Annotated in this window: 23 protein-coding genes; 10 read left to right on the plus strand and 13 right to left on the minus strand. The window is 68.3% G+C overall.

The genetic code is table 11. The features are described from left to right. The first annotated feature begins 376 nt into the window (after positions 1-376). Positions 377-1,894, plus strand: a complete 1,518-nt coding sequence (locus ACZ7KI_RS21945; protein WP_470274966.1) for an ATP-dependent DNA ligase — start codon at positions 377-379, stop codon at positions 1,892-1,894. Positions 1,895-1,954: 60 nt separating this feature from the next. On the opposite strand, the gene ACZ7KI_RS21950 is transcribed toward ACZ7KI_RS21945, so the two are convergent. The 3 genes from ACZ7KI_RS21950 to ACZ7KI_RS21960 form a co-directional block, all read right to left on the minus strand. Continuing rightward, positions 1,955-2,332, minus strand: coding sequence for a hypothetical protein (locus ACZ7KI_RS21950; protein ID WP_470274967.1), 378 nt, complete (start codon positions 2,330-2,332; stop codon positions 1,955-1,957). Further along, the gene (locus ACZ7KI_RS21955) at positions 2,329-2,670 is read right to left on the minus strand and encodes a hypothetical protein (RefSeq protein WP_470274968.1); all 342 of its coding nucleotides are present in this window, start codon (positions 2,668-2,670) and stop codon (positions 2,329-2,331) included. Before ACZ7KI_RS21955 ends, ACZ7KI_RS21950 begins: the two co-directional genes overlap by 4 nt. Before the next feature lie 179 nt (positions 2,671-2,849). After that, positions 2,850-3,668: an NBR1-Ig-like domain-containing protein gene (locus ACZ7KI_RS21960; protein ID WP_470274969.1), complete on the minus strand. Its 819-nt coding sequence runs from the start codon at positions 3,666-3,668 to the stop codon at positions 2,850-2,852. A 116-nt stretch (positions 3,669-3,784) separates the two neighbouring features. On the opposite strand from ACZ7KI_RS21960, the gene ACZ7KI_RS21965 reads away from it, so the two are divergent. Beyond that, positions 3,785-4,501 (plus strand): Pr6Pr family membrane protein, encoded by a 717-nt coding sequence (locus tag ACZ7KI_RS21965; protein ID WP_470274970.1) that lies wholly within the window; start codon positions 3,785-3,787, stop codon positions 4,499-4,501. Here the strand turns inward: ACZ7KI_RS21965 and ACZ7KI_RS21970 are convergent. Together ACZ7KI_RS21970 and ACZ7KI_RS21975 are read right to left on the minus strand one after the other, a co-directional pair. After that, positions 4,445-5,674 (minus strand): NADH:flavin oxidoreductase/NADH oxidase family protein, encoded by a 1,230-nt coding sequence (locus ACZ7KI_RS21970; RefSeq protein WP_470274971.1) that lies wholly within the window; start codon positions 5,672-5,674, stop codon positions 4,445-4,447. The two genes, ACZ7KI_RS21965 and ACZ7KI_RS21970, sit on opposite strands and share 57 nt — an antisense overlap. Before the next feature lie 74 nt (positions 5,675-5,748). Beyond that, the gene (locus tag ACZ7KI_RS21975; RefSeq protein ID WP_470274972.1) at positions 5,749-6,222 is read right to left on the minus strand and encodes a DUF309 domain-containing protein; all 474 of its coding nucleotides are present in this window, start codon (positions 6,220-6,222) and stop codon (positions 5,749-5,751) included. 35 nt (positions 6,223-6,257) lie between these two features. Here ACZ7KI_RS21975 and guaB1 point away from each other — a divergent pair, with 35 nt between their 5' ends. Genes guaB1 through ACZ7KI_RS21990 form a run of 3 tightly spaced genes read left to right on the plus strand, consistent with a single transcriptional unit; the run spans position 6,258 to position 10,365 of the window. After that, positions 6,258-7,697 carry a GMP reductase gene (guaB1, locus tag ACZ7KI_RS21980; RefSeq protein WP_470274973.1) on the plus strand — a complete coding sequence of 480 codons (1,440 nt, stop codon included), beginning with the start codon at positions 6,258-6,260 and terminating at the stop codon, positions 7,695-7,697. Positions 7,698-7,729: 32 nt separating this feature from the next. Next, positions 7,730-8,770 carry a glycosyltransferase family 2 protein gene (locus tag ACZ7KI_RS21985; protein WP_470274974.1) on the plus strand — a complete coding sequence of 347 codons (1,041 nt, stop codon included), beginning with the start codon at positions 7,730-7,732 and terminating at the stop codon, positions 8,768-8,770. Continuing rightward, complete coding sequence (locus tag ACZ7KI_RS21990; protein ID WP_470274975.1) at positions 8,767-10,365, plus strand: alkaline phosphatase family protein; 1,599 nt, start codon at positions 8,767-8,769, stop codon at positions 10,363-10,365. Before ACZ7KI_RS21985 ends, ACZ7KI_RS21990 begins: the two co-directional genes overlap by 4 nt. A gap of 61 nt (positions 10,366-10,426) precedes the next feature. Here the strand turns inward: ACZ7KI_RS21990 and ACZ7KI_RS21995 are convergent, their stop codons facing one another. Then, positions 10,427-11,719, minus strand: a complete 1,293-nt coding sequence (locus ACZ7KI_RS21995) for a PhoH family protein (protein ID WP_470275122.1) — start codon at positions 11,717-11,719, stop codon at positions 10,427-10,429. 731 nt (positions 11,720-12,450) lie between these two features. Here ACZ7KI_RS21995 and ACZ7KI_RS22000 point away from each other — a divergent pair. After that, entirely contained in the window at positions 12,451-12,699 is a 249-nt protein-coding gene (locus tag ACZ7KI_RS22000; RefSeq protein ID WP_410580447.1) for a hypothetical protein, read from the plus strand. A 60-nt stretch (positions 12,700-12,759) separates the two neighbouring features. On the opposite strand, the gene ACZ7KI_RS22005 is transcribed toward ACZ7KI_RS22000, so the two are convergent. Next, positions 12,760-13,536 (minus strand): isoprenyl transferase, encoded by a 777-nt coding sequence (locus ACZ7KI_RS22005; RefSeq protein WP_470274976.1) that lies wholly within the window; start codon positions 13,534-13,536, stop codon positions 12,760-12,762. 132 nt (positions 13,537-13,668) lie between these two features. On the opposite strand from ACZ7KI_RS22005, the gene trhA reads away from it, so the two are divergent. Further along, entirely contained in the window at positions 13,669-14,310 is a 642-nt protein-coding gene (trhA, locus tag ACZ7KI_RS22010) for a PAQR family membrane homeostasis protein TrhA (RefSeq protein WP_470275123.1), read from the plus strand. A gap of 8 nt (positions 14,311-14,318) precedes the next feature. Here trhA and ACZ7KI_RS22015 read toward each other — a convergent pair whose 3' ends face one another. After that, complete coding sequence (locus ACZ7KI_RS22015; RefSeq protein ID WP_470274977.1) at positions 14,319-14,744, minus strand: cytotoxic translational repressor of toxin-antitoxin stability system; 426 nt, start codon at positions 14,742-14,744, stop codon at positions 14,319-14,321. After that, positions 14,741-15,157: a prevent-host-death protein gene (locus ACZ7KI_RS22020; protein ID WP_470274978.1), complete on the minus strand. Its 417-nt coding sequence runs from the start codon at positions 15,155-15,157 to the stop codon at positions 14,741-14,743. Before ACZ7KI_RS22020 ends, ACZ7KI_RS22015 begins: the two co-directional genes overlap by 4 nt. 219 nt (positions 15,158-15,376) lie before the next feature. Here ACZ7KI_RS22020 and ACZ7KI_RS22025 point away from each other — a divergent pair, with 219 nt between their 5' ends. Further along, on the plus strand, positions 15,377-15,748 hold the full coding sequence (locus ACZ7KI_RS22025) for a pyridoxamine 5'-phosphate oxidase family protein (protein ID WP_470274979.1): 372 nt from the start codon (positions 15,377-15,379) through the stop codon (positions 15,746-15,748). Between the two features lie 36 nt (positions 15,749-15,784). Next, a complete protein-coding gene (locus ACZ7KI_RS22030; protein WP_470274980.1) occupies positions 15,785-16,531 on the plus strand; it encodes a potassium channel family protein in 747 nt (248 codons plus the stop codon). On the opposite strand, the gene ACZ7KI_RS22035 is transcribed toward ACZ7KI_RS22030, so the two are convergent. The 3 genes from ACZ7KI_RS22035 to ACZ7KI_RS22045 all read right to left on the minus strand — a co-directional run bounded on the left by ACZ7KI_RS22035 (position 16,488) and on the right by ACZ7KI_RS22045 (position 20,444). Further along, positions 16,488-18,374, minus strand: coding sequence for an acyl-CoA dehydrogenase family protein (locus ACZ7KI_RS22035; RefSeq protein WP_470274981.1), 1,887 nt, complete (start codon positions 18,372-18,374; stop codon positions 16,488-16,490). The genes ACZ7KI_RS22030 and ACZ7KI_RS22035 overlap by 44 nt on opposite strands. Positions 18,375-18,439: 65 nt before the next feature. Further along, on the minus strand, positions 18,440-19,813 hold the full coding sequence (locus tag ACZ7KI_RS22040) for a glycoside hydrolase family 28 protein (protein ID WP_470274982.1): 1,374 nt from the start codon (positions 19,811-19,813) through the stop codon (positions 18,440-18,442). Between the two features lie 70 nt (positions 19,814-19,883). Then, positions 19,884-20,444, minus strand: a complete 561-nt coding sequence (locus ACZ7KI_RS22045) for a hypothetical protein (RefSeq protein ID WP_470275124.1) — start codon at positions 20,442-20,444, stop codon at positions 19,884-19,886. A 183-nt stretch (positions 20,445-20,627) separates the two neighbouring features. On the opposite strand from ACZ7KI_RS22045, the gene ACZ7KI_RS22050 reads away from it, so the two are divergent. After that, complete coding sequence (locus ACZ7KI_RS22050) at positions 20,628-21,143, plus strand: hypothetical protein (RefSeq protein ID WP_470274983.1); 516 nt, start codon at positions 20,628-20,630, stop codon at positions 21,141-21,143. On the opposite strand, the gene ACZ7KI_RS22055 is transcribed toward ACZ7KI_RS22050, so the two are convergent. Next, positions 21,124-23,142: a thioredoxin domain-containing protein gene (locus ACZ7KI_RS22055; protein ID WP_470274984.1), complete on the minus strand. Its 2,019-nt coding sequence runs from the start codon at positions 23,140-23,142 to the stop codon at positions 21,124-21,126. The two genes, ACZ7KI_RS22050 and ACZ7KI_RS22055, sit on opposite strands and share 20 nt — an antisense overlap. Positions 23,143-23,196 lie beyond the last annotated feature (54 nt).

Genomic DNA, 23,196 nt, shown 5'->3' on the forward strand with positions numbered 1-23,196 from the left:
AAACCTGCCGCTCCCGCGTGTCATCCATCCAGTCACACGTGTCCTCCGTCTGATCACACGCGCCATCCATCCAGCCACGCGAAACCGTGCAAGATGCCCAAATCGGGCACATTTGTCTCAAAAAGTGTCCCTTATGGACAGTCCGGACCCGGGGGAGGCCCCTTGTGTGAGCCCGCTCCCGCCGTGTCCACCACGACGCGTTCGTCTTGTCCCGCTATAGAGGTGCAGCCGACCAGCACTTATGCGACTCTGCCGGACCCCTGCGCTAGGCGCCAAGGAAGGGGACCTTCACCACCCCTCAGGGCACACTTGCGGCCTTCGAAGCCCGATCAGGCTTCAGCGCGAAACTGTCGGTGTCCGGGGTCATGATGGACCCATGTTGCTCACCGCGGTGGTGACCGCGTCGGCCGAACTGGCCGCCACGAGGTCCAGGAAGGCGAAGATCGCCACCCTGGCCGCGCTGTTGCGCGCCGCCGGCGAGCTGGAACTGCCCGCCGTGGTCGCGTTCCTCACGGGGCAGCCGACGCAGGGCCGGATAGGCACCGGCTGGCGGACGCTGACCGAGCTGAACGCGGCTCCCGCCGCCGAACCGTCGTTGACCGTGGCGGAGGTCGACACGGCGCTCGGCACGGTCGGGGCGGCGTCCGGATCGGGCTCGGTCAAACTGCGCGCGGAGACGTTGCGGACTCTGTTCACCAAGATGACCAAGGCCGAGCAGGAGTTCCTCTTCCGGCTGCTCACCGGCGAGCTGCGTCAAGGCGCGCTCGAAGGGATCATGGTGGACGCCATCGCGGCGGCGTCCGAGATCCCGGTCGAGGATGTCCGGCGGGCGTTCATGCTGTCCGGGCAGCTCCCGGTGACGGCGCTCGCGGCGATGACAGGCGGGCGAGAACGGCTCGCGGAGTTCAAGCTGGCCTTGGGCAGGCCCATCCGGCCGATGCTGGCGTCCCCGGCGGAGTCGCTGGACGAGGCGATCACCGAACACGCCGAGGCCCTGGTCGAATACAAGATGGACGGCGCGCGGATCCAGGTCCACCGCGACGGCGACGAGGTGCACGTCTACACCCGGACGCTGCGGGAGATCACCGGCAGCGTCGCCGAACTGGTGGAGCTCGTGCGCTCGCTGCCGTGTTCGTCGGTGGTCCTCGACGGCGAGACGCTGGCGCTCACCGACGACGGCAGGCCGAGGCCGTTCCAGGAGACGATGAGCCGGTTCGGCAGCACCCGCGAGGAGCAGGTCAAGGCGTTGCTGTTGCGGCCGTACTTCTTCGACTGCCTGCATCTCGACGGCGTCGACCTGCTGGACGCGCCGCTGTCCGGACGGAACGCCGCCCTGCGGAAGGTCGCCGGAGAGCACGTCATCCCCGGCGAGGTCGCGCCCGCGTCGGCCGAGGCGGTGCTGGAAGCGGCGATGGCCGCCGGGCACGAGGGCGTGATGGTCAAGGATCTCGCGTCGCCGTACGCGGCGGGGCGCCGTGGGCGCGCGTGGCTCAAGGTGAAACCGGTGCACACGATCGACCTGGTCGTCCTCGCCGCGGAATGGGGACACGGCAGGCGCACCGGCACGCTCTCGAATCTGCATCTCGGCGCGCGAGACCCCGACGGCGGGCCACCGATCATGGTCGGCAAGACGTTCAAGGGCATGACCGACGAGCTGCTGGCCTGGCAGACGAAGACGTTCCAGGAGATCGAGACCCACCGCACGGACTGGGTGGTGCACGTCCGGCCGGAGATCGTCGTCGAGATCGAACTCGACGGCGCCCAGGTGAGCACGCGGTATCCGGGCGGGCTGGCGCTGCGGTTCGCGCGGGTCGTGCGGTACCGGCCCGACAAGGAGGCCGCCGACGCCGACACCATCGACACCGTGCGGGGCCTCCTCAAACCCGGCAATTAGTCCTCTACATGCGGTCCTTGCACGTGCAACTACCGCATGTAGAGGACTAAACGCGTCAGGTCAGTAGCAGCGGTCCGAGGAGATCCGGTAGGTGTAGTTGTTCGAGAGGTTGGAGGTCACCTCGAACCGGATCTTGTGATAGACCGGCGGCTCGCCGAGGACGCCGTGCTTCACCGTGCGCTCCTTGCCGGGCGCGATCGCCCCGCTCCAGATGCCCTTGTCGAAGACGTCGTCGATGATCTGGACGAGCATTCCCCGGTAGTCGTGGTTGTGCACGGTGATGTCGATGTTCTGTCCCGCGCTCACCTCGACGACCTTGGTCGACGCGCCCATCAGCGGCCCGCCGGAGCAGACCTTCGACGCCGCCGAAGCGGAGGGTGCCATCAGCAGGGTGCCCACCAAGGCGACCGGGACGACGGCGAACAGCTTCTTCTTCATCGGTTCCCCACAACGGTCTTGACGACATTGGACTGGACGGCCAGGTCGAGGCCGATCTTCAGGTTTCCGCCGCAGTAGGCCTTCTGGCCGTTCTTGAAGTGGACGGTCAGGTCACCGGCGCATTCGAAGACCTTGATGTCCCAGGTACGCGTGCCCGGCTTCAGGCAGATCGCGTCCTTCCCCGCCCGCCGCATCCAGCCGTGATAGCCGGATTCGCAGGTAATGATCGGATCACTGCCCGAGGCGGGCGACGGTGCCGCCTGCGCGGCGGTCACCGGCAGGAGCGCCACGGTGAGCGCTGCCCCGGCCAACGCGGCAACCTTGACGTACGGACGCATGGATTCCCTTTCCGCAATGAATGTGAGAGTGTTTCGGAAAATCCCCATCCGGAATTCCGGACGCCGATGACGTTAAGGGCGCCCGCGCTCACTCGGGAAGCGATTCACGGCCAGGGAATGGCCATGGCCGAATAAAGGATGTCCACGCAGGTCAACGCTTTGACCATCGGGCCGGATGGTCAAATGACGCGGACCGAGAAGTACACCGCGCGGGTATGCGGCAACAGGATGTGCCCCTGCTCGTCCGCCATCTTCCAATAGACCTGGCAATGCCCCGGATTCTCCGGTGCCCGGACCTCGACCGAGACGCGCACATGCTCGCCGGGCGCGGTCTGCGGAACGGGCACCCGCGCGGGCGTGACGCATTCGCCCGGATTGCCGAACGAACCGGCACGGACGAGATAACGACCGACCCATCCGACCGTTCCGGCGTTGCGTAGTTCCCACGTCTTCACGAAGGTCGATCCGGCCCGCACCTCGCTGCCGTCGGGCACGGTCACGTCGGCGACGAACTCGGACGCGTCACCGACGGGAACCGAAGGCGACGCGGGCCCGAAGGGATTGACGAAGACCAGCACCAGCGCCGCCACCAGCACCAGTGCCACGGCCCCGGCGAGGACGAACGCCGTCCGCCGGGTCCGGCCGGGAGCGGGTTCGGACGCGGGACCGGCGGTCAGCGCGTCCCGCGCGCGTTCCCATTCGCCGCGCCATTCGTGGCGGACCTCGTCCTCGTCGCCGCCCAGCACCCCGACGGCGAGGACGCGGACGAACTCCCAGGACGTCTCCCAGCTGGGCAGATGCCTGCCGCGGGCGGCGGCCGAAAGCGCCGATTTCGAAGCGAGCGCGCCGTACTCGTCGCGCATCCGGTCGTAAGAGGGGTCACCGGCGGCCCGTTTGAGCTCCCAGAGCCGCCGCGCGAATGCGGCGACGGGCCCGCTGTCCTCCGCCGGGCCCTGGGCGACCCGCCCGCGGCGCCCCGGCTCCCGCTCGACGTCCATCACGTCCACGATATGACCCACCGAGTGGGATTCCCCGGTGGCGGTCCGCCCCGATCGGGTGGCGACTTGCGCTGGTGACGGGACGTCCCCGCCCGGTCACCCATAAAGTAGGTGGAATGCAGGCTTCCAAGATCGCGCGCGCCTGGTTCGGCGCGACGGCGCTCGTGGTGATCGCCGGTCTCGCCGCGCAGATCCCGGTCACGGCGGGCACCACGGGCGGCACGTTCCAGACCCCGGCCGGGCGGGTGGCCAATCTGCTGGCCTTCTTCACCATCGACTCGAACATCCTGGTCGGCGTCGGCAGCCTGCTGCTCGCGCTGGGTGTGGCGGGCAAGTCGACGCTGTCCGGGGTGCTGCGGCTCACCGGTCTCGTCGGCATCACCGTGACCGGCGTCGTCTTCCAGGTCGCGCTCGCCGACCTCTACGAACTGCACGGCTGGGCCGTGTTCGCCGACACCATGCTGCACAAGGTGTCGCCCCTGATGTGCGTGGCGGGCTGGCTGCTGTTCGGGCCGCGCGGCCAGTTGTCGTGGCGGGCACTGTGGTGGTCGTTGCTGTATCCGCTGGGCTGGCTCGCGGTGACGCTGGTGCGCGGCGCGATGATCGGGTTCTACCCGTACCCGTTCGTCGACCCGGGTATCAACGGCTACGGCGGGGTCGCGTTCAGCTGTGTGCTGATCGGCGTGCTGTTCACCGGGCTCGCGGCGGCGGCGGTCGGTTTCGACCGCACCTTCACCCGCCGGGAGGAACAGGACGACTACCTCGCCCCGGAGCCGCTAGCCGCGGACCCGGCGGAAGGCGTTGAGCGGATCCGCGACGCCGGCGCGCACTAGCGTCCGCACCGCGCCGAGCCGCCGGTCGACCGGTTTCCCGGCGGCGACGCGGTGCATCTGCTGGGTGTGCCATTGGATTTCGAGCAGGCTGTCGGCCAGGGAAAGGCCGGTCTTCGGGGCCTTGCGCTCGGCGCGGGCGTCCTCGCCGCGCAACAGACGGCCGGGCAGTGCCGGGTCGACGATCAGCGGCCTGCCGAGTCCGATGACGTCCAGCGCGCCGGAGCGCAGCGCGGCCGCCATCCCGTCCGGACTGGTGAAACCACCGGTGACCATCAACGCGACGTCGGTGATCTGCCGCGCTTTCGCGGCGTAATCGAGGAAGTAGGCCTCACGGCTGACCGTGCTCGCCCGGCCGGAGCCCATCATGGCGGTCTTCTCGTAGGTGCCGCCGGAGACCTCCAGCAGGTCGATGCCCGCTTCCCCGAGTTCGCGGACGACTTCGAGCGATTCCTCCTCGCTGAAGCCGCCACGCTGGAAGTCCGCGCTGTTGAGTTTGACCGCGATCGGTACGGCGTCGCCGACCTCGGCGCGCACCCGGGCGACCACTTCGAGCAGGAACCGGCGCCGTCGCGGGGCGTCGCCGCCCCAGCCGTCGATGCGCTGGTTGGTGAGCGGCGAGAGGAACTGCGAAACCAGGTAGCCGTGCGCACCGTGGATCTGGACACCGGCGAACCCGGCTTCGACGACGGTGCGCGCGGCCACGCCGAAGCGTTCGATGATCGCTTCGATCTCGTCGCCGGTGAGCGCCCGCGGCGTGGCGAACACCGAGCGGATGCCGCGGTCGCCGAAGGGCACCGCGGACGGCGCGACCGGCTGCCGGGACAGGAACCGGGGACTCTGGCGGCCGGGGTGGTTGAGCTGGACCCACAGCCCGGTCTCGGTCCCGTCTGACGACCGTGCCCACGACTTGAACTCCGTCGCGTCCGGCTCCCTCGGCACCGCGACGTTGCGCGGTTCGCCGAGCGCGGTGGGGTCGACCATGACGTTGCCGGTGATCAGTGTCCCGGCGCCGCCTCGCGACCACGTCCGGTACAGCTCGGCCAGTTCCGGGGTCGGCCGGTTGCGGCGGTCCCCGAGCTGCTCGCTCAGCGCGGCCTTGGCCAGCCGGTTCGGCAGGATCGCGCCGCACCGCAGGGTGAGCGGTTCCGCCAGCAGTTCCTTGGGCTCGCTCATCGCGCGTCCTCCCGGCAGTTACCTACTGAGCAGTATTCCTACTCGAAGTAACATACTCGCGGTATGCCGCGTACTCAAGGTCGGCCGAGCAGCCGGGGCGCGACCGGCTCCACCCGTGCCCGCGTCTTCACCTCATCGGCCATCGCCCGCGCCCACTCCTGAAGCCCGGGGACGTCGATCCCGTGCGGCCGGGCCTCGCGGAACGGCTCGATGTTGACCGCACCACGTTCCAGCAGCGAGACCGCGCCGTTCCCGTTTCCCCTGGCCACGTGGGTCAAACCGACCGCGAGCTGCGCGAGACCGCGCCACAGCTCACGGTCGGGCCCGTCGGTGGTCTTCCACGCGTCCTCGAACACCTCGTGCGCGTGAAACGGACGGCCCGCGTCGAGCAGGCGCTGAGCCTCCGCGATGGTGTCCTCGGGGGTCCGTTCGATGCCCTCTGGCTGCCGCTCGACCCCGTCCGCGCCGTACGGAAGCGGCCTGCCGAGGCCGTCCCTGGGGCGCGCGTTGCGGGCTCGTCCGGCTTCGTCGCGGTCCCGGTCGGTCATGCCACCAGTGTCCCACGCGGGTATCCTGGGGCCTCGTGCGCTTTCTCGACGGGCATCGGCCCGCTCACGACCTGACCTACGACGACGTGTTCCTCTTGCCGAACCGCTCGGACGTGGAGTCCCGCTTCGACGTCGACCTGTCCACTGTGGACGGCACCGGCGCAACGATCCCGATCGTGGTGGCGAACATGACCGCCGTCGCGGGCCGCCGCATGGCCGAGACGGTCGCCAGGCGCGGCGGGCTCGTCGTGCTTCCGCAGGACGTCGACACCGCCGCCGTCGCCGACATCGTCGGCTGGGTCAAGAGCCGTCACACCGTGTGGGACACCCCGCTCGTGCTGACCGGCGGGGACGCGGTGGCCGACGCGCTGAACCTGGTCGGCAAACGCGCCCACGGCGCCGTCGTCGTGGTGGACGACGACGGCAAGCCCGTCGGCGTCGTCGACGAAGCTGCCTGCGCCGGTGTCGACCGCTTCGCGCGGCTGGCCGACGTCGCGGAACCGGCACTCGTCACGGTCCCGCTGGACACCCCGCCGCGTGAGGTGTTCGAGCGGCTGCACGCCCACGGCGGCCGTCTCGCGCTCGGCATCGACGAAAACGGCAGGCTCGCGGGCGTCCTGACCGAAATCGCGGCGCTCCGCGCGGAGATCTACACCCCGGCCGTCGACGACGGCGGGAACCTGCGCGTCGCCGCCGCGATCGGCGTGAACGGCGACGTCGCGGCGAAGGCCGAGGCCGTCCTCGCGGCGGGTGTCGACGTGCTGGTCGTCGACACCGCGCACGGGCACCAGGAGAAGATGATCTCCGCGCTCAAGGCCGTCCGTTCGGTGAACCCGCGGGTCCCGGTGGTCGCCGGGAACGTGGTCACCGCGGAAGGCACCCGTGACCTGATCCACGCGGGCGCGGACGTCGTCAAGGTCGGCGTCGGCCCCGGCGCCATGTGCACGACGCGGATGATGACCGGCGTCGGCCGCCCGCAGTTCTCCGCCGTCGCCGAATGCGCGGCCGCGGCGCGTGAACTGGGCAAACACGTCTGGGCGGACGGCGGCGTGCGGCATCCGCGCGACGTCGCGCTCGCGCTGGCCGCCGGCGCGTCCGCGGCGATGGTCGGCTCCTGGTTCGCCGGTACCCACGAATCCCCCGGCGACCTGCGCTACGACGAGCAGGGCAAGCCGTACAAGGAGTCGTTCGGCATGGCGTCGAAGCGCGCCGTCGGCGCCCGCACGCGGACGGACAACGTCTTCGAGCGCGCGAAGAAGGGGCTGTTCGAGGAGGGCATCTCGGCGTCGCGGATGGCGCTGGACCCGGCTCGCCCCGGCGTCGAGGATCTGCTCGACTCCATCGGTTCCGGTGTCCGGTCGGCCTGCACGTACGCGGGCGCGCGGACGCTGGAGGAGTTCCACGAGCGCGCGCTGCTCGGCATCCAGTCGGCCGCCGGTTTCGCGGAGGGACGGCCGCTGCCCGCTGGCTGGTGATCCCGCGCCCGGATAGCACTATGGTGCACCGGGTGAGGCCCCTCAGACGGATCGTGGCGGCGGCGCTGGACCGCCGCCACGCGGACAATGACGAAATCGCCGGACTCAGGTCCCAGATCGCGGCGCAGGCCGAAGAACTGGAGCGCTTGCGCGGGGTGCTGGAGCACCACACCGCCTGGCTCGAAGACCACGGCGGGGCGTTGCGGGACGCCGATGCCCGCACCACCACGGTGGAAGCCCGGCAGCGCGCCCTCGACGAGCGACAGGAAGCCCTGGACGGCTGGCTCGACGGACACGACACCGCGTTCCACGGTCTCCACATCCGGACGGAGCAGCTCGAAGCGGCCCGCGACGTCCGCACCTTCACCCACTGGCTCGATCAGCACGAACTGACGGCCACACCGAAGATCTCGATCGTCCTGCCGACGCACAACCGCGCCGGGCTGCTGCCGCGCGCGATCGCTTCGGTCGAGGCACAGCGTTATCTCAACTGGGAACTGGTGATCGTCGACGACGCCAGCGCGGATTCCACGCCCAAGGTGCTCGCCGCCCTCGAAGATCCGCGTATCCGGTCGATCCGCGTCGCGCACGGCGGTGTCTGCGCCGCCCGCAACGCCGGGCTGGCCGAGGTCACCGGCGACGTCGTCGCCTACCTCGACGACGACAACACCCTGCATCCGTTGTGGCTCAAGGCCTTGGCCTGGGCGTTCGGCGAGCATCCGGAGATCACCGCGGCCTATGGCGGTTTCGTGATCGACGACATCGGCGGTCTCCCGACCCTCTTCCTGCGGCGGTACGACCGGGAAACGCTGCTGGAGGAGAATCTCGCCGACATCGGCGCTGTCGCGCATCGAGCGGGGTTGCGGGAAGCCCGGTTCGACGAGTCCCTGGTCGAGATGGGCGACTGGGATCTGCTCCTGGCGTTGACCGCGGAGCGCGCTCCCCTGGTCGTCCCGGCGATCGCCTGCTACTACTCGACCGCGTCCGAGGACCGGCTTTCCCACGGGCCGACCTACGACGCCGACTTCGCGGCCATCCGCCGCAAGCATTCCGGAACCGAGGACAGCCCGTGACCGAACCCGCCAAGATCCTCGTCGTCGCACTCGACGCCTGCGACCCCGGCACGATCCGTGAACTCGCCGCGGCGGGCGAGGTGCCGACATTGGCACGCCTGCTCGAAAGCAGCGCGTCGGCGACGACCCACAACCCGTACGGCCTGTTCGTCGGCTCGCTGTGGAGCAGTTTCTTCACCGCGCGCACGGCCGCGCGTACCGGATTCCACTGCTGGGAAGAGGTCGACACCAAGACCTACGAACGACGCTTGACCAGCCCGCTCGAAATCCGGGGCACCCCGTTCTGGGAGACGCTTTCCGAGGCGGGCAAACGCGTCGCCGTCCTCGACGTCCCGCATTCCCGTGCGGACAAGCCGCTCAACGGGGTCATGGTGAGCGAATACGCCTGCCACGACCGGCATTTCGGCTTCCACACCTCGCCGCCGGAGCTGGCGAAGGAGATCGAGGCCGAGGTCGGGCTCACCCCCATCCTCACCGCCGAACCGGACCTGGTCCGGGACTGGGCGCCGGACGACTACCTGCACCGCGAAGGTCCACATCGGACACCCGACGAGGAGCGCGCGCTGACCCACGGTCTCGTCGCCGGGATCACGCAGAAGACCCAGGTGTCGACCAAGCTCCTCGCGGAGGGCGGCTGGGATCTCTTCCTGTCGGTGTACGGGGAATCCCACAGCATCGGCCATCAGCAGTGGCATCTGCACGATCCGGCGCACCGTGACCACGAAACCGCGCTCGCCGCCGAACTGGATCCGATCCGCTCGGTGTACCGGAGCCTGGACACCGCGATCGGCGAGCACCTCGCCCTGTCCGGACCGGACACCACGGTCTTCGTGCTGCTGAGCCACGGTATGGGCCCGAGGTACGAGGGAAGCCATCTGCTGCACGAAATCCTACGGCTGCTCGACGGGGTGGCGTCGGAAGGGCTGCGCGGCAGCTCCCCGATGACGCTGGCCAAACGCGGCTACACCGCACTACCCGGTCCATTGAGGACAGCTCTGGCGTCCGCCGCGATGCCCTTGCTGCGCAAGCGGCTGGCCGCGGCACCGCTGCCCGCGGTGCCGAACTGGGCGACCGCCGAGCAGCGGTCGAAGCAGCGTTTCTACCTGTCCCCCAACAACTTCGTCTTCGGCGGCGTGCGGATCAACCTCGTCGGCCGCGAACCGCACGGTGTCGTCCGGCCCGGCGCCGAGTACGAGGCCGTCTGCGCGCGGCTGACCGAGGACCTGCTCTCGCTGGTCAACGTCGCGACCGGAAAGCCTGTCGTGCGCGAGGTTTCGCGCACCAGCGACCACTACGACCGCGAGGCCGACGACACCCTGCCGGATCTGCTGATCGACTGGGCCCGTACCGGTCCGATCGAAACGGTGTGGTCGCCCAAAACCGGCGTCGTCTATGGCCCGGACGAGCATTGGCGCACCGGCGACCACCGCCCGGACGGGTTGCTGCTCGCCAGCGGCCCCGGTTTCGAGCCGGGCGCGAAGCTGCCGGACCTGGACGTCGTCGATCTGGGCGCGACTCTGTCGGCCATGCTCGGCGTCGAACTCACCGACGACGTGGACGGACGGCCGCTGCCCTGGGCGAAACCGGTCACCTGAGCGCCATGAAAGGACCTTTCCTTGCAAATTTCGCAAGGAAAGGACCTTTCATGGCAGTCGATCAGCCGTGGTCCTCCAGCATCTCGGTCACCAGTGCGGCGATCGGCGACCGCTCGGAACGGGTCAGCGTGACATGCGCGAACAGCGGGTGACCCTTGAGCTTCTCGATCACCGCCGAGACGCCGTCGTGCCGCCCGACGCGCAGGTTGTCACGCTGCGCGACGTCATGCGTGAGCACGACCCGCGAAGCCGTGCCGAGCCGCGAAAGCACGGTCAGGAGCACGTTGCGCTCCAAGGACTGTGCCTCGTCGACGATGACGAACGTGTCGTGCAGCGACCGGCCCCGGATGTGGGTCAGCGGCAGCACCTCGAGCATGCCGCGGTCGAAGATCTCGTCGAGGACGTCCTGGCTGACCAGCCCGCCGAGGGTGTCGAACACCGCCTGCGCCCACGGCTGCATCTTCTCGCTCTCGGAACCGGGCAGGTAGCCCAGCTCCTGGCCGCCGACCGCGTACACCGGCCGGAACACGACGACCTTGCGGTGCTGGCGGCGTTCCATCACCGATTCCAGCCCCGCACAGAGCGCGAGCGCCGACTTACCCGTACCGGCGCGTCCGCCCAGCGAGACGATGCCGACGTCGGAGTCCAGCAGGAGATCCAGCGCCACCCGCTGCTCGGCCGAGCGGCCGTGCAGGCCGAACGCCTCCTTGTCGCCCCGCACGAGCCGGATCCGCTTGTCCGCGGTGACCCGGCCCAGCGCGCTCGAACTGCCCGCCAGCAGCCTCAGCCCGGTGTGACAGGGCAGTTCACCGACCTCGGGCATCCCGAACTCAGCCGGATCCACCGATGACGAGGCCGCGCTGAACAGCGCGTCGACCAGGGTCTGCGGCACGTCCACGTCCGCCATCCCGGTCCAGCCCGACGGGGTCACCTCCTGCGCGCGGTACTCGTCGGCTTCGAGGCCGACGGCGCCCGCCTTGACGCGCAGGGGGATGTCCTTGGTCACCAGCGTGACCGACGCACGTTCCGCCGCCAGGTTGAGCGCGCAGGCGAGGATGCGGTGGTCGTTGGAGTCGGTGCGGAAGCCGACCGGGAGCACCGTGGGGTCCGAGTGGTTCAACTCCACCTGCAAGGTGCCGCCGTGCTCGCCGATCGGGATCGGCGCGTCGAGCCTGCCGTGCTGACGACGCAGGTCGTCGAGCATGCGAAGCGCTTCGCGCGCGAACCAGCCCAGTTCGGGGTGGTGACGTTTCGCCTCCAGTTCACTGATGACGACCAGCGGGAGCACGACCGCGTGTTCGGCGAAACGAGTCACCGACCAGGGGTCAGAGAGCAGGACCGACGTGTCGAGCACGTAGGTGGCGCGCTGGGATTCGGGCGAGATCGAGGCTTTCTCCGGGCCAGAGGCACCGGTCGAAGAACGGCCAGAGGCCTTGCGGGGTGAACGCTGCGCAGTCACGACGGCATCTCCCTCGTGGGCGTGGCACCACACGCCCGCACTCGCTGGGCCGGGCACCTCCCTGGCTAACCGCTCCTTCTGACGCTCGACGCGTCAGTCGGCACGGCCGCGAGGACCGGGTGCCGGCCCCCTCGTGCATCCACTGGGCGGCTGAGCCGCCCTGTCGACAACCGCCACGACCAGGGCCTCCCGTGAGAGTCCGCATGGGACGCGAACCCTCACTTCCGGAAGGTACCTGCGTCCGGGCGATCGCGCAGGCAGCCACCACGGTGATTCGCCAAACCGTCATCTCACTGTCGGTCGCCTGACACCGACAACCAGTCACCATTACGGTGAGTAGTGATGATCTCCATTCAGGGACGCTCGTTGACGCGACCCGGTCGGATTAACGCGACAGAGGGCGTTCACTCGACGAGATTCAGGCTTTTACCACGCGCAGTAGCGGAGCGCATTTTGTGACCGAGACAGAGAACCGGACCGAGTGAAATGGCCCATTTCCGCCTCACACAATGGGCTTACGAGACGGTCACCAGACCTGAATAGCGAGTAATTTTCTCACTGCGGGACACCCCCACCGGATTTCGGTGCCCCCGATCCCTGAATATCTCTATCAAGGAGTGTGCGAAGTGCTGAAGAAGGCTGGTTTCGTTTCCGCCGTCGCCGCGGGCATCATGATGGTCGGCGGAACCGCGTTCGCCGCGACCGGTGACACCACCGGCACCCCGGACCCGACGTTCGGCGACGCCTACAACACCTTCATCGAGGGCGGTGGCGCACTGGGCTACGGCGCTGCCTCGCTGGTCGCCGGCGCCTACACGGGCATCGCCACCACGCCGGCGCTGATCCTCCACTCGCTGGAGCACCACCACCACTGATCTTCAGCGTGGACGTCGAAGGCCCCGGAGTGCACGCCGGGGCCTTCGTCATGTCCCGGGTCAGGAACCGAAGCGCCGGTGCCGCCACGCGTAATCACGCATCGCGCGGAGAAAATCGACCCGCCGGAATGCGGGCCAATACGCCTCGGTGAACCAGAATTCCGAATGCGCCGATTGCCAGAGCAGAAATCCGGAAAGCCGCTGCTCACCCGAGGTGCGGATAATCAAATCCGGATCCGGCTGGCCGGAGGTGTACATGTGTTCGGAAATATGATCGACGTCCAGTATCTTCGCGAGCTCGCGGATCGAGGTGCCCTCGTCGGCGTGCTGGAGCAGGAGTTTGCGGACCGCGTCGGCGATCTCCTGACGCCCTCCGTAACCGACCGCGACGTTGACCTCCATCCCAGCGCGCCCTTCGGTACGCTCCGCGGCCGCGCTGAGGGCCTTCGCGACCTCCGGGGGCAGCAGGTCAAGGGCTCCCACGATGCGAAGCCGCCACGGCGTGTGCGGCGCGGCGAGCTCGTCGGTGACGTCGGTGATGATCTTCAGCAACGGGCTCAGTTCCTCGGCCGCGCGGCCGAGGTTGTCGGTCGAGAGCAGCCACATGGTGACGACCTCGACGTCGGCCTCGTTGCACCAGCTCAGGAAGTCGGCGATCTTCTTGGCGCCGGCGCGATGGCCGTCCGCGACGTCGGTGAAGCCCGCTTCGCGCGCCCAGCGGCGGTTGCCGTCCAGCATGATGGCGATGTGACGCGGATGGCGCCCCTTCGCCTGCTGGATCAGGCGCCTGCCGTAGGCGCTGTACACGACGTCTGACAAGAAGGACCGAAGACTCACGCCACCGGAGGGTACGCACCCTTCGCGCCTCAGTGGGACGCGCCACGGACACTGGCGAAAAACCTACGGTGCCGTAATCTGGGAGGAGTGAGCGTAGAGTCCGAACAGCAGCCGTCCGGCCCCGCGCCCTTGGTGGACACCCGTCCTCGCCTGCGTGGGCACATCCACTTCTGGTCCTTCTTCGTGGCAGTCGTCGGAGCGGTGACTCTGATCAGTCTCGCGGCGACCACTGTGTCGCCTATAGCCGCTTTGTCCACTTCGGTCTATGGGCTGACCGTGCTCGGCCTCTTCGGCGTCAGCGCTCTCTACCACCGTCGCTTGTGGAGCCCACGAGCATACGAATGGATGAAGCGTGCCGACCATTCGATGATCTTCCTGTTCATCGCCGGTACCTACACGCCGTTCACCCTTCTGGCGATGTCCCAGCCGACCGGGTACATCGTGCTCGCCATCGTCTGGGGCGGCGCGGTCGGCGGCGTCACCCTGAAGATGCTGTGGCCGAACGCGCCACGGTGGCTCGGCGTGCCGATCTACATCGCGCTGGGCTGGGTCGCCGTCTTCGTCCTGCCCGAACTGGGCGCGCATGCCGGCGTCGCGGCACTGGTGCTGCTCTGCGTCGGCGGGCTCTTCTACACGCTGGGCGCGGTGTTCTACGCCGTCAAATGGCCGAACCACTTCCCGGAGACGTTCGGCTACCACGAGTACTTCCACGCTTGCACGGTGCTGGCGGCCGTTTCGCACTATGTCGCGATCTGGCTGGCGATGTACTCCTAGCCGGCGGCTCAGGCGTTCTCGGTCCAGAACCGCTGAAGCCGCGCGATCGCGTCCTCCTTGCTCATGGCGGCCACCTCCGCCTCCGCGAGACCCACGCGCGTGAGCAACATGTGCACCAGGTCAGCGGGAAGTGCTTCCGCCTGCGGCACCGGCAAACCGCGGTCAGGTTTGACACCATCCTTTACGCAAGCCCAAAAACACGGCTCGTCCACGTCGAGCTGATCGCGGAGAATGTGCTTCCAGATGCTCTTCCCATAGCCCGTTCGGTCGACGGGATGCGAAATTCGGGTGCGCAGAATCCGGCCGTCCACGAGGTCGAGTTCGTAGGTGACGTCATGAGTTCCGGTACGACCACGCGCATCACGGACCCTGCGCCACTCCTCAGCCTGACAGAACGACTCGTGATCCTTGCGCGTTGGCTGTGGCCAGGTCACCGCACCGCACCTGCCAGCCAATCGCGTAGCTGGTCGTCATCGCTCAAGCTGATCAACTGAACCAGGCCCCAGTTGTCACGGTGGTTCGGCGCGTCCAGCAATCGCACCTGCCAGTCCTCCGCGTACTCGCGCAGGGCATCGACCATCTCGGTCATCGCTTCGTCGAACGTGGCACCGTCCGCCGCCACCGGCAGACCCGGAATGAACACGGACCAGCCGCCCCCTTCCGCGACGACCTGGGCGGATGAAGGCAGTAGCGACGCGAGGAAATAGCGCAGACGCTCGACATCGACGACTGCGGCCCGAACCGAATCGCGCCGGACAGTGGCCACCCGACCCTTTTCAGCGGCATCCAGCAGATCCTTCAGATGCGCGCGAGCTTCGGTATAGCTGTCGTAGTGAAGAGCGGACACAGAGGCCTCCCGATCGAATCGGGACCAGTCTGCCTGACGTACGTCACGTACGTCAAGTACGTGACGTACGTAGGGCTAGCGCCGGAACGGGAGTCGCTCGCCGTTCGGTCACACCTGCGGCACCCGCCTTTCCGTGACCAGGACGGACACACGCGTGTTCCCTCTGGCACAGGAAAGTGCCTTCTTCCGCCGCACCGGAACGCCGGTCAAGATCGCCACATGACCAAGAACGTCCCGCCCCGCTCACTCGACGAAGCCGCCCTCAGCGAATTCCTCGCCGAGCACACCTTCGGCGCCCTCGCGACCCTCAAGCGCGACGGCCGCCCGCATCTCTCCACCGTCGTCTACGACTGGAACCCCGAAACCCGCGAGGTCCGGATCAGCACGACCGAAGATCGTCTCAAGGTCAAGCAGCTCCGCAACAATCCCACCGCCTCGCTTTACGTCTCCAGCGCCGATCACTGGAAATTCGCGGTCGTGGAAGGAAAAGCGGAACTCTCCGAGGTCACCCGGACACCCGAAGGCGAACGCAGGCTCTTCATCACCCTCAAAACCGACAAACTCTATGGAACGGCCCTCGACATCGCTTAACGTGCACCTGGAAAAGGCCAGGTGAGGAGACGCCCGATGTGGGAAAAGCGGATGGAGTGGCCGCTCAACGCCGCCGCCGTACTGTTCCTGGCCGCGTACGCGTGGCCGATCCTCCAACCTTCGGTCGGGGAAACCGGACGGCTCTGGTTCGAGGTCGTCACCTGGCTCGCCTGGGCGGTCTTCGCCCTGGACTACGGCGTCCGGCTGAAGCACGCGGGCGACAAGCGTGAGTTCCTGAAGAACAACATCTTCGACCTGTTGATCATCGTGCTCCCGCTGATCCGGCAGTTGCGGTTGCTCCGGCTGGTCACGGTGCTCAACATCCTCAACCGCAACGCCGGTCTGTCGTTGCGTGGCCGCGTCGTGGTCTACACGGTGGGCGCGACGGCGCTCATCGTGTTCTGTTCGGCGCTCGCCGTACTCGACGCCGAACGCGCCACGCCGGACGCGCCGATCACCGACTTCCCCGACGCGGTGTGGTGGTCGATCACGACCATCACCACGGTCGGCTACGGCGACCGCTACCCCATCAGCGGTACCGGCCGCGTCGTCGCGGTCGGGCTGATGCTGGCCGGGATCGCCCTGCTCGGTGTGGTCACCGCGACGCTGGCGTCGTGGCTGATCCGCCGGGTGACCGAGGCCGACGAGAACGCGCAGGCCGTCACCCGCGAGCATCTCGACGAGCTGACCCGCGAAGTCAAGGCGTTGCGGGCCGAGCTCGCCGAGCAGCGGGCCGAAGTCAATCCCGCAGCATCGGAGCCGCTAGGTACTGCTCGGGGATAGCGAAGGCGTCCACGAGCGTGCGCGCGTGCGGGCGCAGGTCGGCGCACAGCGCGTTCACCGCCGCTGTGACGGCCTTCGAGCGCCCGGAGGTCAGGCGGCCGTGTTCGAGGAACCAGCCACGGTCCGCCTCGATGTTCGCCAGCGCGTAGAGATCGCAGACCCGCTCCAGCAGCTCGCGGGCGTCCGCGTCGGCGCAGCGCTCGATGGCGTCGACGAACGCTTCCAGGACCACTCGATCGACGTGCACGCGCCCGGCGCGCAGGACGTGGTCTTGAGCGTCGTTGAAGACGCCGAAGGGGTCCGAAGCAGCCTTACGAAGCCTCTGGGCGACGCCGCCGAGCACGTGCTCTTCGCGGTCTTCGAACAGCTTCAGGTGCCACTCGCGCGAGTACAGCACGTCGCTGTCGTCGGCTTCGGTGAGCCGCTCGACGACCTTCCGCGCGGCCGTCCGTTCGATCACGGCCTCGACGAACTGCTCGGCCACGAATCGGGCGGTCGCGAGCGGGCTCAGGTCCTCGAAGTGGTCCTTGTAACTGGTCAGAAGGCCTTTCGCGACCAGCTGCAGCAGCACGGTGTTGTCACCCTCGAAGGTGGTGAAGACGTCCGTGTCGGCCTTCAGCCCGGCGAGCAGGTTCTCCGACAGGTACCCGGAGCCGCCGCACGCCTCACGGGCGGCTTGGATGGTGGCCGTCGCGTGCCAAGTCGAGACGGCCTTGATCCCGGCCGCGCGCGATTCCAGCTCCCGCTGTTCCTCCTCCGGCGCGTCTTCGGCGATGTCGTGCAGCTTCGAGACGAGCGCTTCCTGCGCGAAGTGCAGCGCGTACGACGTCGCCAGTGCGGGCAGCAGTTTCCGCTGGTGGGCCCGGTAATCGAGGATCACGGCCTCCTCGCCTTCCGGCCGCGCGAACTGCCGCCGCTGCTCGCCGTACCGGACGGCCAGCGTCAACGCGCGTTTCGTCGCGCTGCCGGCACTGCCCGCGACGCTGACCCTGCCGCGGATGAGCGTGCCGAGCATGGTGAAGAACCGGCGGCCGTCGCTTTCGATCGGGCTCGTGTACGTACCGTCCTCGGCGACGTCACCGAACCGGTTGAGCAGCGCCTCGCGCGGAACCCTCACCTGGTCGAAGGCGAGCCGTCCGTTGTCGACGCCGTTGAGCCCGGCCTTGCGCCCGCAGTCCTCGATCTCGACACCCCGCGCCTTGTCGCCGCGGATCGGCACCACGAACGCGTGCACGCCGCGCGATTCACCGCCGGTGATCAGCTGCGCGAACACCACCGCGAGTTCGCCGTCGCGGGCGGCGTTGCCGATGTACTCCTTCATCGCACCGCGATCCGGCGTGTGCACGACGAATTCGCGGGTGGCCGGGTCGTAGGTCGCCGTGGTGCGCAGGTGCTGGACGTCCGAGCCGTGCCCGTGCTCGGTCATCGCGAAGCAGCCGAGCAGCTCCAGATCCTTGATCTTGCGCAGGTAACGCTCGTGGTGACGTTCGGTGCCGAGCAGCTGCACCGCGCCGCCGAACAGACCCCATTGGACTCCGGCCTTGACCATCAGCGAAAGGTCGCCGAAGCCCAGCATCTCGAACGACATCACCGAGCCGCCGACGTCGCCGCCACCGCCGTACGCGGGGTCGAAACCGAGTCCCGGCCGGTCGGTGCGGGCGAGCAGACGCAGCCATTCGAGGACCTGGGCGCGGTGCGCTTCGACGTCGAGGTCGACGGGGTCCTTGAAGTACTCCGCCGCCATCTGTGCCCGCACCGCGCGGCGGAGTTCCGCCCACCGTCCATCGAGGACGGTGGTCAGCGCGTCCGGGTCGATCTTCGCGGGAAGTCCTGGTGTGTCCACGATTCCTCCGATGCGGTGCGGTCTTCGTTCAGCCTGCCGCACCGCATCGGGGAGCGCAGGACGAATCAGAGCGGTCTCCCGTTGACGGTGGTGTTCTCGAACCGCAGGTCGTCGACGTGTTCCAGGGTGTTCTCCGTGTTCGCGACGCCGTCGAAGCGGCAGTCGTTCACCCTCAGGCCCCGGACATGTGAGTTGGGCAACCCTCTGACGTCGAAGGCCGCTCGCCCGCACTTCGTACTGGACGAGTCGCTGATCGTGAAGGGCCCGAACCGGGGGACGTAGGAGCCGGTCTGCCCGTTGTAATCCGGAAGGACGTACACGATCGAGCGCGCGAACGTGCCCGAAACCCTGGCGAGGTTGATGTTCTCGGTGAACCCGCCGCGCAGGGTGTTCGACTTGACGTACAGCGCGTACTTCGTTTCACCCGTGACGGTGATCTTGTCCGCGTAGACGTGGCGGATGCCGCCGGTCTGCTCGCTGCCACAGGTGATCGCGCCCCAGTTGCCGTTCATCACGCAGTTCGCGACGACGATGTTCTGACACGGCACGTCGATCCTGCGCCCGTCGGCGTCGCGACCGGATTTGAGCGCGATGTTGTCGTCGTGCGCGCCCAGTGCGCTGTTCACGATCACCACGTGGTCACAGGATTCGGGATCGCACGCGTCGGTGTTGGAGTGGGCGGTGTTCGGATCCGTCCGTACCCCGTCGATCGTGACGTTCCGGCACAGCGTGGGATGCAGCTGCCAGAACACCGGGTTCTTCAGCGTGACACCCTGGATGAGCACCGTGTCGCACGCGTACGGCTCGACGAACGCCGACCGCATGGCGTGCCCGGAACCGGGAACGATCCGCTTCTCCGGCGGGATTTCCTTGGCCACCAGCGATTCCAGGTACTCGCGGTCCTTGCCCTTGTTCCACGACGCCGTGTCGATCGCGTCGAGTGTGCCGGGCCCGGTCAACGCGATGTTCGACTCCCGGTACGCGTAGATCATGGGCGACCGGTTGACACATTCGATGCCCTCGTAGCGGGTGAGCACGTTCGGGAACTTCGAAGCGTCGGAACCGAACCTCAGCACCGCGCCCGCGTCGAGGTGGAGGTCCACGTTGCTTTTGAGGTACACGGCACCGGTGACGAAGGTGCCCTTCGGCACGACGACGTGTCCGCCGCCGTGCGCGTTGGCCGCGTGGATCGCCTTCTTGATCGCGGCGGTGTTGTCGGTCTTCCCGTCACCCTTCGCGCCGAAATCGACTACGGAGTACGTCCGGTCCGGGAAGACCGGCAGTTTCGTCCGCGCGACGATGTCGTTGGCCGCGGGCCAGGGAAGCACGGGGACCGAGACCGCGTACGGGGCCGCCGAGGCGGTGGGCGCGAGCAAGGGGCTCGCCGCCACCGCCAGACCGCCCGCGATCAACCGCCGCCGGGTGATTCTGCCGTCCATGACGCCTTCTTTCGCGAGAGGACTTCGGTCAAGACGGCGGAATCTGTGACTGTAGGGGCGAACCCCCGCCTCAGGAAAGGTCCGGTCCCTGTGAGCGGAGATCGTCGACCTTCGTCATCGCTTCCCGGAGTTCGGCGAGCCAGGCGTCCGCGTGCTCCCCGACCAGCCGGACCGCCCAGGCCAGTGCCTCCGATCGCGAGCGCGCGACGCCCGCGTCGACGAGGGTGTCGAGTACCAGGCGTTCGGGCTGCCGCAGCCTGGTCATCACCGGTGCCGAATGCGTGGTGAACAGGTGCCTCGTGCCGCCGAGGCTCGCGCCCCAGGCGACCTTGCGCTGATACCGGTGCTCCGCCTGGCGCGCGATCTCGATGCGTTCGTCGCGGGTCTCCTCACGGAACCGGCTGATCCGCCCGTCCTCGGCCGCCGCACGGGCGGCGTCGTCGGCGTATTCGCCGGTGAGGGGCTGGAGTTCGCCGACGATGACGATCTCCTCGCGATCCACCGTGACCTCGGGGTCACCGACGAACCAACGATCGGGAAGCCGTCCGCCGAACCACGCCGCCGCGTCGTCCGCCGACGGGATCTCCGCCTGCTGCCAGCCGCCCCGGCCTTTCCAACCACCGCGTCCCATATGACTCGCCGTCCTGAGGTAGGTGTACATGCTCGCCTCCGCGATTACATGATTACAACGCTACCGACGCTACGCCTGCAATCGTCGAGGCACACTAGTGTTCTCCCCCGGCGAAAAACCAAGGCAACCTGATGACCTGCGCGGACGTATCCCCACCAGCAGTTGACGGAAAAGGGGAACCTCATGCTGAAGAAGGTCATGATCGGCGCGCTCATCGTCGGAGCGGCCCAGCTCGCCGTGATCGCGCCGGCGGCGGCGACGGAGACCAAGGACGTGTCCTGGGGCTTGGGTCCGACCGAAATCGAACCCGGCGGGCAGATCTACGCCGAGACGAGGGCCGCGATGGGCGGTTGCTCGCCGGCGACCCCGGTGACCTCACCGGGGTTCGCGGCGCCGCTTCAGTGGACGATGGGCGGCAACTGGGGGAAGGTCGCCGGCTACGGCAAGGTCGGCAAGACGCCGGGCAAGTACATGGCGACGTTCACCTGCTCGGATGGCAGGAAGGCCTACAGCACTTTCACCATCATCGGAACGCCGCCGACCACCACGCCGAAGCCGCCGACGTCCACGAAGACGCCGAAGCCCTCGAAGCCGTCGAAGACCACGACGGCCAAGCCGAAGCCGCAGGTCGCGGTGAAACCGGTCGGGGCTCCGCAGACCGGCGGCGGCGCCTTCGGTCCTATGGGGTGGGAGTGGTGAGCTGAGACCGCAGTTCCTCGGCCGTGGTGACCGGGCGCTCGCACACGTACCCACGGCACACGTACGCGGCAGACGAACCGTCCACCAGCGGGCGGTCGGCGAGCAGCGGCACCCCGTCGGCGTCCGGCACCCCGCTCACCACGACGGCCCCGTCCGGCAGGGACGAGACGGCCGCGGCCAGCAGGTCCGCGCGTGAAGCGGCATCCGGTCCGGCCACGGCCACCTGGACCGGCCCGGCTGCCGCGGCTTCGGCGACGGACAGCCAGTGCCCGGCGAACCGCGGCGCGTGCGCGGCGAGCCGTCCCGCACGGGCCAGTGCCCGTTCGGCCGCCTCGCGATACCGGCCGACCCGGTCGTGACCGGCCAGCACGGAAGCGGTCAGCAGCGCGCTCGCCAGTGCCGAAGCCCCCGATGGACTCGCGTTGTCGGCTGGGTCGGAAGGCCGCTGCACGAGGACTTCCGCGTCGTCGGCCGTGTCGTAGTAGGCCCCTGGCGAGTCCGGGATGCCGAAATGCGCCAGGGCGATGTCCAGCAACGTGATCGCGTCGGCCAGCCAGCGCGGCTCTCCGGTCGCCTGGTGGAGTTCGAGCAATCCTTCGGCGAGGCAGGAGTAGTCCTCCAGCACCCCGGCGGTCGTGCCGACGACGCCGTCGCGCGAAGTCCGGCGCAGCCGTCCGGCCACGAAATGGGTGTCCATCAGGAAAGCCGCCGCGCGGGCGGCCGCGTCGATCCATTGTGGACGATCAAGCCGGGCACCGGCCTTGGCGAGCGCACCGATCGCGAGCCCGTTCCAGGCGGCGATGACCTTGTCGTCACGGGCGGGCTGAGGACGTCCGTCGCGGGCGGCCAGCAACGCCCGGCGGACCCGCTCGTAGCGTTCGGAGTCTTCGGGATGCGGCTCACGCAGCCGCAGCGTCGACGCGCCGTGCTCGAAGTTGCCCTGCTCGGTCACCTGGAACAGCTCGGCCGCCCAAACACCGTCTTCCTCGCCGAGCACCTCGGCGAGCTGCGCGGGAGTCCAGACGTAAGTGAGCCCCTCGACGCCGTTCGTGTCGGCGTCGAGCGACGCGGCGAATCCGCCTTCGGCCGTCCCGAGGTCTCGCAGCAGGAATTCCGCGGTCTCCTCGACCGTCCGCCGCGCGTACTCGAGTCCGGTCACGCCGTGGAACCGATCATAGAAGCGCAGGAGCAACCCGTTGTCGTACAACATTTTCTCGAAATGCGGCACTTCCCAGCGCGCATCGACCGAATAGCGGGCGAACCCGCCGGCGAGCTGGTCGTTGAGCCCACCCAGCGCCATCGCTCCGGCCGTGTGCCCGACCATGGAGAGATCGGAGCCGGTGCGTTCATGGTGGCGGAGCAGGAAGGTCAGCGTCATCGTCGGCGGGAACTTCGGCGCGCCGCCGAAACCACCGTTCTCGGCGTCGTAGTCCCCGCTCAGCGAGGAGACCGCGGCGTCCAGTGCCGCATCGTCCACAACGGACTCCGGCAGCGGACCGGTCTTCTCGGTGAGGTGGGCGATGATCTGCCGGGCACCGGAACGCAGCTCCTCCGGGCGCTCGGCCCAAGCTTCGGAGACCGCGACGAGCAACTGCGAGAACGACGGCATTCCCGGCCGCGGCGACGGCGGGTAGTAAGTGCCGCAGTGGAAAGGCTCGCCCTCGGGGGTCAGGAAACACGTCATCGGCCAACCGCCCTGGCCGGTCATCGCCTGGGTGGCGGTCATGTACACCGCGTCGATGTCCGGGCGTTCTTCCCGGTCCACCTTGATGTTGACGAAGTTCGCGTTCATCAGCGTCGCGGTGGCCTCGTCCTCGAAGGACTCGTGCGCCATGACATGGCACCAGTGGCAGGCCGCGTAACCGACCGAAAGCAGGATCGGGACGTTCCGCCGTTTCGCCTCGGCCAGCGCCTCTTCTCCCCACGGCCACCAGTCCACCGGGTTCTCGGCGTGCTGCAGCAGGTACGGGCTGGTCGCGGCCTTCAGGCGATTCGACATGGCTCCAGGGTCGCACGCCGAAAAGCAGGAGCGCACGACGGCCGACTGCGCGAC

The organism is Amycolatopsis sp. NPDC039088 (genome assembly GCF_055598845.1).